This window comes from Aquabacterium sp. UBA2148, assembly GCF_002328915.1.
GTDB classification, from domain to species: domain Bacteria; phylum Pseudomonadota; class Gammaproteobacteria; order Burkholderiales; family Burkholderiaceae_C; genus Aquabacterium; species Aquabacterium parvum.
The window spans coordinates 7692-14778 of record NZ_DCXA01000082.1; the positions used below are offsets into that span (position 1 = coordinate 7692).

At 67.2% G+C, this 7087-nt stretch carries 4 protein-coding genes; 1 reads left to right on the plus strand and 3 read right to left on the minus strand.

Annotated elements, in window-relative coordinates; all coding sequences use genetic code 11:
* Nucleotides 1–76: 76 nt before the first annotated feature.
* Together B2W70_RS04345 and B2W70_RS04350 are read right to left on the minus strand one after the other, a co-directional pair.
* The gene (locus B2W70_RS04345; protein WP_286743227.1) at nt 77–1417 is read right to left on the minus strand and encodes a hemolysin family protein; all 1341 of its coding nucleotides are present in this window, start codon (nt 1415–1417) and stop codon (nt 77–79) included.
* A 13-nt stretch (nt 1418–1430) separates the two neighbouring features.
* Nucleotides 1431–2504 carry a phospholipase gene (locus B2W70_RS04350; RefSeq protein WP_286743229.1) on the minus strand — a complete coding sequence of 358 codons (1074 nt, stop codon included), beginning with the start codon at nt 2502–2504 and terminating at the stop codon, nt 1431–1433.
* Between the two features lie 59 nt (nt 2505–2563).
* On the opposite strand from B2W70_RS04350, the gene B2W70_RS04355 reads away from it, so the two are divergent.
* Nucleotides 2564–4909 (plus strand): heavy metal translocating P-type ATPase, encoded by a 2346-nt coding sequence (locus B2W70_RS04355; RefSeq protein ID WP_286743231.1) that lies wholly within the window; start codon nt 2564–2566, stop codon nt 4907–4909.
* Between the two features lie 156 nt (nt 4910–5065).
* Here the strand turns inward: B2W70_RS04355 and B2W70_RS04360 are convergent.
* Nucleotides 5066–7087: Tex family protein (locus tag B2W70_RS04360; RefSeq protein ID WP_286743234.1), on the minus strand; the 2022-nt coding region annotated here is incomplete at its 5' end.

Genomic DNA, 7087 nt, shown 5'->3' on the forward strand with positions numbered 1-7087 from the left:
CCTTGCTCGACGCCTCGATGTGACGCAGGCTGACGTCCGGCCAGCCGCTGATTGAGCGCTGAGCCAGATCAGTCGCTCAGCCTTCGCCCTCGACCTGCCCTTCACCGCCCGCTGGCGAGGTGGGCCGTTCGCGGATGACCATGACCTGGTCGATGCGGTGGCTGTCGACGTCCATCACCTCGAATCGGAAGCCGCCAAAACTCAGGTGGTCCGTCTTGCGGGGCACACGGCGCAGCGTCACCATCATGAAGCCGGCCAGGGTTTCGTACTCGTCCAGGCGAGGCAAGTCGTCCAGGTTCAGAGCGCGCAGCACGTCCTCGATGGGCGTGACGCCATCCATCAGCCACGAGTCGGCGTCGCGCTGCACGATCAACTCGTCGTCCAGTGGCGCCAGCAGGCTGCCCATCACCGTGCTCATCACGTCGTTGAGGGTGATGATGCCCACCACCAGGCTGTACTCGTTGACGATGACGGCGAAGTCTTCGTAGGCCTGGCGGAACTGGCCCAGGACCTCGGTCAGGCTGATGCGCTCGGGCACCATCAGCACCTTCTTGATCAGGCCCGAGCCCTGCAGCACGATGGGCTGGCCGTTGAAGACGCGGCTGAGCAGGTCTTTTGAGTCGACGTAGCCCACCACCTGATCGATGTCACCGTCACACACCACGTAGGTGGAGTGTGGCTGCTGCTCGATGCGCGCTCGGATGACGGCTTCGCTGTCGCCCAGCAGCAGGTGCACGATGCGGTCACGCGGGGTCATGGCGCTGGTGACCAGGCGGGTGTCGAGCTCGAAGACGTTCTCGATCACCTGCTGGCCCGTGGCGGCGAGCACACCCGCTTCGGTGCCCGCCTGCGCCATGGCCAGGATGTCGTCGGAGGTGACGGCTTCATCGCGGCGCTCGGGCAGGCCGAAGAGGTGAAAGAGCCCGTCGGTCAGCCGCTTGAAGAACCAGACCAACGGCCGCACCACGCGCAGGAAAGTTTGCATGGGGCCCACCACGCGCAGCGCGACCTGCTCCGGCGCGATCATGCCCAGGCGCTTTGGAAACAGGTCAGCGATCAGGATGAACAAGCTGGTGACCAGCACGAAGGACAACAGGGTGGCTGCGGTGTCGACGTAAGCGGGATCCAGTTGCAGCGCATGGAGCAGCCTCGTGAAGTATGGCGAGAACGCTCCCTCGCCCACCACGCCACCCAGGATGGCCACGGCGTTCATGCCGATCTGGATGGCAGTGAAGAAGTCGCCGGGCTCGTCCTGCACGGCCAGCACGCGGTGGGCCCGCGGGTCGCCGGCATCGGCCAGCTGGCGCAGTCGCACGCGGCGCGAAGCGGCCACGGCCAACTCGGAGAGCGAGAAGAAAGCGCTCGCGGCGATCAGTGCCGCGATCAGCAACAAGGCGACGATCGGGTCGGTGGTCATGCCAGCAGTTTAGTCACAGGGGCTTGAGCGCGTCAGCCGGGCAACCACGGCTCAACCAATCCTGCCACTCTTGAGCGAGCTGCTCCGAGCGCGCCACCGCCTCGACCCACACCTTCATGCGTTGCGTGGGCGCCAGCGCGGTGAAGTCGGTGCGGTCGGGCAACTTGCCACGTGGCAGGGTGCGCACCCAGTCCGGGTTGGGACACAGCAGCACGACGTTGTCCAGCCAGGGCGTGGCGCGGTGGCGCCAGCGCAGCGATTTGTCGAGCCAGCCGGGCACCACCTGACGCTGGAAGTGCGGGTAGAGCACCAAGCCTTCACCCATGCTGGCATAGGGCCAATGCACGTGGTAGTCGACCAGGCCACCGTCCCAGTGCGCGCCCGGCCTCGTGGCGCCGGGGATGCTGGGCACGCCTTCGAGCATGAAGGGGATGCTGCACGAGGCCAGCATGGCGGGGATGAAGTTGTCGCGGTCGAGCGCGAGCTGCTGCGTGGGCAGGTCGCGCAGTGGCACCGGCAGGGCTTCGCCCGGTGACGAAAACACATGGCGCTCCAGGAACAGGCCCACGGCCTTGCGCGACAGCGCATTGGTCAAGGCCAGGCCAGCCAGGCCAGCGGCGGTGCGAGCCGGGCTGTTGCGCCGCAGGATCTGGCGCCCGCGCGAGGTCAGCACGTGCACGCGCCAGCGAGGGTGCCGGATGAGCGCCTCGATGTCCTGCCCGAAAAAGCCTTCGAGCGTTTCGATGAAGCCGGCCGTGATGCGCGAGGCCGCGGGCATGCGCCGCCCCGCTTCGGGCTCGATGTGCTGATGGATGTAGCCATGGGCCAGGGCTGCGAAGGCGCGCTTGGGGTCGGGCATGGCGGCGGTGGCCATGCGCCAGGCACCAATGGACGCCCCCACCAGGTGCACGCTGTGACCGCCTTGTGGCAACCAATCTCCGAAGAGGTGTTGGTCGAGGTGGGTTAGCATCAGGCCCTTGGGGCCACCGGCTGCGGCCGGCACGAGGCGGATGTCGGTCGGCGACAAGCCGTTTTGCAGGATGTGCTGGCGGGCGCGCTCGCCCACGTGGATGTGCAGGGCCTTCATACGCGGTCGAGCATAGCTGAGTTGAGGCCTGTCACAATGGACGGGCCGACACGCCATCCATGTCCACCCCCACACGCCGCCCCATCCTCATCCCGATCAAGCCTGTGTCTGCCCCGGCGGCCGACAGCTCGGGTGCGTGCGGCCATGACCACGAACATGACCACGGCTCGGCGCATGGGCACCACCATGCTCATCGGCATGCCGATGGCGATTGCTGCGCGCCCGATTTGAGCGTGAGCGCAGGTGCTGCCTCGACCACACCGCTCCCCACCTCGGCCCCACCCGGCACCTCGGCCATCCGCTGGCGAATCGACCAGATGGACTGCCCGACCGAAGAGCGTTTGATCCGGCAGAAGCTGGGCAGCATGAGCGGCGTCGAGCGGCTGGACTTCAACCTGCTGCAGCGAGAGTTGACAGCCCACCATCGCCTGGACGACGCCAGCGGGCTGGAGGCCGCGTTGCAACAGATCGGCATGGCGCCCCGCCGCCTGCAGGCCGACGAACCGGTCTTGCCTGCGCCCGTTGCGGTGCCTGTGCGGACACGCTGGCTGCTGGCGGGCTCAGGCACGGCTGCGGTGGCCGCTGAAGCGGTGGCCTGGGTCACGCAGGACGAAATCAGCTGGCCCGTGATGTCGCTGGCCGCGCTGTCCATCGCGCTGGCTGGCGGCCCCACCCTCAAAAAGGGTTGGATCGCGCTCAGGCACCTCACGCTCAACATCCACTTCCTGATGACGCTGGCCGTGGGCGGTGCGCTGGTCATCGGTCAGTGGGCCGAAGCGGCCATGGTGTTGTTCCTGTTCGCGGTGGCCGAAGCCATCGAGGCCCTGTCTCTGGAGCGCGCACGCAAGGCGGTGCAAGCCCTGTCGGCGCTGGCGCCCGACGTGGCCTGGGTCAAACAAGGCAGCGCATGGGTCAGTCAGCCCGTCGCGGCGGTGCCGGTGGGCGCCTTGATCCGCGTCAGGCCCGGTGAGCGCGTGCCACTGGACGCCGTGGTGATCTCTGGTCAAGCAGCCGTCAACGAAAGCGCCCTGACCGGCGAGAGCCTGCCTCAGGACAAAACCACCGGAGACCGATTGCTGGCCGGCAGCGTGCTCGAAGACGGCAGCATCGAGGCTCGCAGCACCGAGGCCGCTGGCCGCAGCACGTTGGCGCGCATGGCGGAGGCCATCCAGGCCGCGCAATCCCAGCGCGCCCCGACGCAGCGTTTTGTCGATGAATTCGCTCGCTTCTACACTCCGGTGGTGGTGTTGATCGCGGTGTTGATCGCGGTGCTGGGCCCCTGGATCAGCGGCAGCGACTGGCACGAGTGGCTTTATGAGGCGCTGGTGCTGCTGGTGATCGCCTGCCCTTGTGCGCTGGTGGTGTCCACGCCGGTGACGGTGGTCAGCGGACTGGCCGCAGGCGCTCGGCAGGGCATCCTCGTCAAAGGTGGCGCCCACCTCGAAGCCGGTCAGAAGCTGCGCGCCATGGCGCTGGACAAGACGGGCACCTTGACGCAAGGCCGCCCTGCCCTGACCGATTGCGAGCCCCTTGGGCGCTGGGGCACGGCCGAAGCCCTGCGGGTGGCTGCCAGCCTGGACGAACACAGCAGTCACCCGGTTGCGCGGGCGGTGGTGAACGGGTGGCGCTCCGGTGCGGGCCCTGAGGCCCAGCTGCTGCCGGTCAGCGACTTTCAATTGCTCAGCGGGCGCGGCGTGAGCGGCCTCATCGATGGGCACCGCTGGTGGCTGGGCAACCCACGCCTGATGGCCGAACAAGGCATGCAGCATGACGATGCCATGGCCCACCTGCAAGCCCTGGAGCAGCAAGGCAAAACCGCCTTCGTGCTGTTCAACGAGTCGGAAGCGGTGGCGGTGCTGGGCGTGGCCGACACCGTGCGCGAGCACGCCCGTGAGGCGCTGGTTGCCCTGCGCTCACTGGGTGTGCACACCGTGATGCTCAGCGGGGACAACCCGGTCAGCGTCGGACACGTGGGGCGTCAGCTCGGTCTGGCCGATGCACGAGGTGGCTTGTTGCCGCAGGACAAGCTCGATGCCATTGCCGCGCTCAAGGCCAGCCACGGCAGCGTGGCCATGGTGGGTGACGGCGTGAACGACGCCCCGGCGATGGCTCGCTCGGACGTGGGCCTGGCGATGGGCGCAGCCGGCACCGCCACGGCGCTGGAGACCGCTGACGTCGCCATCATGGACGACGACCTGCGCAAGCTGCCGGCCTACATCCGCCTGAGCCGCGAGACCGCCAACGTGCTGTGGCAGAACATCGTTCTGGCGCTGAGCATCAAGGCGGTGTTTTTTGTGCTGGCCTTCACCGGCCAAGCCACGCTGTGGATGGCGGTGTTCGCCGACATGGGGGCGAGCCTGCTGGTGGTGTTCAATGGGTTGCGGTTGCTGCGCTGGAAGCCCTGATCAACGCGCATGACACGCCGCTTCGGGTGACACCGGGGTGGGGTGGGTTGAAGGGCTTGCCACGGTGTAGCGATGAGATGGGGGACAGGGGCGCCTGCTCCGGCCCTGCCCCACCCACCGGGCCACGCACCAACCGCCGCAAGCCCCCAAAGCCAATCACCTCTTCAGCTTGGCAAATGCCGCAGCCATCGCCGATGCCGCCTGCGGCTGAGGCGACTGCCCTCGCCCGCCTCCACCTTGCCGCTCATGGCGAGCTGCAGGCCTGAAGCTGTTGTCGCGCGCGCCACCCGGCGCACCCTGCTTGGGCACGGCCGCATCGAGCTTCATCGTCAGAGAGATGCGCTGGCGCGAGAGATCGACCTCCAGCACCCGCACCTTGACGATGTCGCCCGTCTTGACCACCTCGCGCGCGTCGTTGACGAACTTGTTCGACAGCTGGCTCACGTGAACCAGGCCGTCCTGGTGAACGCCCAAGTCAACGAAGGCGCCGAACTGCGCCACGTTGGACACCGTGCCTTCGAGCACCATGCCTTCTTTCAAGTCCTTGATGTCTTCGACGCCATCGTTGAAGCGCGCCACCTTGAAGTCGGGGCGCGGGTCACGACCAGGCTTTTCCAGCTCGACCAGGATGTCCTTGACCGTGATCACGCCGAACTTCTCATCGGCGAACAGCTCGGGCTTGAGCGAGCGCAGCACGTCGGACTTGCCGATGAGCTCCTGCGCGGTCTTGCCCGTTTGCGCCAGCATCTTCTGCACGACGGGGTAGGTTTCTGGGTGCACGCCCGAGAAGTCCAGCGGGTTGTCGCCATCGCGGATGCGCAGAAAGCCCGCTGCCTGCTCGAAGGTCTTGGCGCCGAGGCCAGCGACATCCAGCAACTGCTTGCGGTTCTTGAATGCACCGTTGGCGTCGCGCCAGCGCACGATGCTGTTGGCCACCGCCGAACTCAGGCCAGACACGCGCGAAAGCAGCGGCGCCGAGGCGGTGTTGAGGTCCACGCCGACGCCGTTGACGCAGTCTTCCACCACCGCGACCAGCGTGCGCGCCAGCTCGCTCTGGTTGACGTCGTGCTGGTACTGACCCACGCCGATGCTCTTGGGGTCGATCTTGACCAGCTCGGCCAACGGATCTTGCAAACGACGGGCGATGGAGACGGCGCCTCGCAGGCTCACATCCAGATCAGGCAGCTCCTTGCTGGCGAACTCCGAAGCCGAGTAAACCGAAGCCCCAGCCTCGCTGACCACCACCTTGTCGATGACCGCGCCGGGCGCGAGCTGTTGCAAACGCTTGATCAGGTCGGCCGCGAGCTTGTCGGTTTCGCGGCTGGCCGTGCCGTTGCCGATGGCGATCAGGTTGACGCCATGCGCCGCGCACAGCTTGGCCAGGGTGTGGATCGAACCCTCCCAGTCCTTGCGCGGCTCGTGCGGGTAGACGGTGTTGGTGTCCAGCACCTTGCCCGTGTCGCTGACCACGGCCACCTTCACGCCGGTGCGGATGCCCGGGTCCAGGCCCATGACCACGCGCTTGCCGGCGGGCGCGGCCAGCAGCAGGTCGCGCAGGTTCTCGGCGAAAACCTTGATGGCGGTGGCCTCGGCGGCTTCGCGCAGGCGGGTGAAGAGGTCGCGCTCCAGGCTCAGGCTGAGCTTGACCTTCCAGGTCCAGGCGATCGACTTGCGAATGAGCTCGTCGGCCGGGCGCTTCTTGTGCGACCAGCCCAGGTGGATGGCAATGCGGCCTTCCGCCATCGTCGGTTTGCCTGGCACCACTTCCTCGTCAAGCACCAGCTTGGCGTCGAGGAACTCCTGCGTTCGACCGCGGAAGACGGCCAGTGCGCGGTGCGAAGGCACAGTGCGGATCGGCTCGTCGTAATCGAAGTAGTCGCGGAACTTGGCGACGTCTGGGTGGTTCTCGTCCTTGCCGGCCATCAGCTTGGACTGGAACAGGCCTTCGTCCCACAGCCAGTCGCGCAGCTTGCGGATCAGGTCGGCGTCTTCGGCCCAACGCTCGGAGAGGATGTCGCGCACGCCATCGAGCACGGCGAACGCGTCGGCGAAACCGGCCTCGGCGTTGATGAGCGCAGCGGCTTCGGCTTGCGGGTCGAGCATCGGGTCGGCAAAGAGCTTGTCGGCCAGCGGCTCGATGCCGGCTTCGCGGGCGATCATGCCCTTGGTGCGGCGCTT

What these genes read in the sequence shown, in the direction of transcription:
- B2W70_RS04345 (WP_286743227.1), bottom strand. Translation starts at nt 1,417, where the DNA reads ATGACCACCGACCCGATCGTCGCCTTGTTGCTGATCGCGGCACTGATC.
- B2W70_RS04350 (WP_286743229.1), bottom strand. Translation starts at nt 2,504, where the DNA reads ATGAAGGCCCTGCACATCCACGTGGGCGAGCGCGCCCGCCAGCACATC.
- B2W70_RS04355 (WP_286743231.1), top strand. Translation starts at nt 2,564, where the DNA reads ATGTCCACCCCCACACGCCGCCCCATCCTCATCCCGATCAAGCCTGTG.